The organism is Xenorhabdus yunnanensis (assembly GCF_028598805.1).
GTDB classification, from domain to species: Bacteria; Pseudomonadota; Gammaproteobacteria; order Enterobacterales; family Enterobacteriaceae; genus Xenorhabdus; species Xenorhabdus yunnanensis.
The window spans coordinates 1-503 of record NZ_JAQRFI010000227.1; the positions used below are offsets into that span (position 1 = coordinate 1).

The 503-nt window shown below is 39.2% G+C and carries 1 protein-coding gene; it reads left to right on the forward strand.

Annotation, left to right across the window (positions count from 1 at the left end):
- Positions 1-39: 39 nt before the first annotated feature.
- Positions 40-503, forward strand: a 464-nt coding sequence (locus PSI23_RS21955; RefSeq protein WP_444876166.1) for an IS1/IS1595 family N-terminal zinc-binding domain-containing protein, incomplete at its 3' end; no start/stop codon positions are given.

The window sequence follows — 503 nt, forward strand, 5'->3', positions numbered from 1 at the left end:
CATAAACTAAATGATGAAAGAACTTCAATTTATCATTCAATAGTTGATAGTCATGGTGAACCGCACACATCCGTGAGTGATATGGATATTTTGAAAAAACTCACTCCTGAGCTACTCAATAAATCTAAAGCTCTCATTGAGCGAGCAGGAATACTGAGTATCGACTGCAATTTGAAAGAAGATGCTTTGGAATGGTTATTTAAAAACTCAGGGAATGTGCCAATATTTGTTAACCCTGTCTCATCATATAAGGCTGGCGTGGTACGTAACTGGTTATCATATATTCATACGATTAGGCCCAATCGGCTGGAAGCGGAAAAAATGGTCACGTATTCAATTTGTTGTTTCTCATGTATACTCCTCACTTTTTCAGGAAATAAGATGGCAACGGGAGAAGTGAAATGTCGATTTTGTCAACAAACTGAATCGGTCAGAAAACATGGTACAGGTCAAGGTGAACGTCAGCGTTATCGTTGCCTGTCTTGTCGCCGTACTTTTCAGCT